This window comes from Pseudogemmobacter sonorensis (genome assembly GCF_042762395.1).
GTDB classification, from domain to species: domain Bacteria; phylum Pseudomonadota; class Alphaproteobacteria; order Rhodobacterales; family Rhodobacteraceae; genus Pseudogemmobacter; species Pseudogemmobacter sonorensis.
Genome location: NZ_JBEFZE010000093.1, coordinates 1 through 901, shown reverse-complemented (window position 1 = coordinate 901; position 901 = coordinate 1). Strand labels below are relative to the sequence as shown.

1 protein-coding gene and 1 pseudogene are annotated in these 901 nt (G+C 60.0%); both read right to left on the bottom strand.

The annotated features are described in order from the left end of the window. A pseudogene (locus tag ABNX41_RS21885) lies at nt 1-224 on the bottom strand (hypothetical protein); the annotation flags it as partial. 266 nt (nt 225-490) lie between these two features. Continuing rightward, nucleotides 491-877 carry a hypothetical protein gene (locus tag ABNX41_RS21880; RefSeq protein WP_438671789.1) on the bottom strand — a complete coding sequence of 129 codons (387 nt, stop codon included), beginning with the start codon at nt 875-877 and terminating at the stop codon, nt 491-493. Nucleotides 878-901 lie beyond the last annotated feature (24 nt).

Here is a 901-nt window from a genome sequence, read left to right as displayed (position 1 = left end):
GACCTTTGCGTCACCGGATCGATGCCCAGAACCGCCCCCGCGCCGTAATAGGTCCGGCTCTGACCCCCGACCGTGATCGACTGGTGATCCTCCCCGGTCCAGAGGCCCAGCGTCTCGACCGCGCCCGAGGTGCGGTTGCGCGCGCTGATCCAAAGCAGCTGATGCACAAGCAAAGGCTTGCGCGCCGCGAGATGCGCGGCGACGGCGGCAGGCAAGGTGCGCATGGGATTACCGTATTGCAGGAGGTGAGACGCCGGAGACTCGACAGAGCCCCCGGCGCGCGCCCATCATCCGGTCACCACAACCTTTGGAGATGGGGGATTCGTTATGGCAGATTGGATCGTGGCAAACGTGAGCTTCCACAGCGCGGGAAATGCGGATGTAACGCTGCACAAAGGCTATCTCGGCAAAGAAGGCCGCGTTACTGTTCACGTCCCGGATATTCACTCGTCGGTCGGCGACTCCGGTGCGCTTCGCAAGGCAATCGAAGTTATGCAACAGGCGATAGGTGCGCTCTCAGAGACATAATCTCCGAGCGAAGAGCCGAGATATCGGCCGGGGCGCACCCGAGTTCGACGGAAACGATATTCATCTGATCGCTCAGAGAAGTGCATTTATCCTCTAGCGCGTCGATACGGCCAACAAGGTTTCCGATCATCGCCTTGAGTTCCACGAACTCATTGCTGCGGACATCGGTTTTCAGTGTCGGGCAGTTCGCCTGCGAATCCTCGGGCGATATGGTCGCGACGAAGTGGGTGATTGCCTCAGCCGTTACCGAAACGCTCGCGTCGGCAACGCAATCTTGGCGGCTACCGATCTCGCTACGCGCGTCAGCGGATGCGCGCACAGTATTCTCAACGTCATTTTCCGTCTGCATATCAGCCTCCTACCGTAGGGTCTG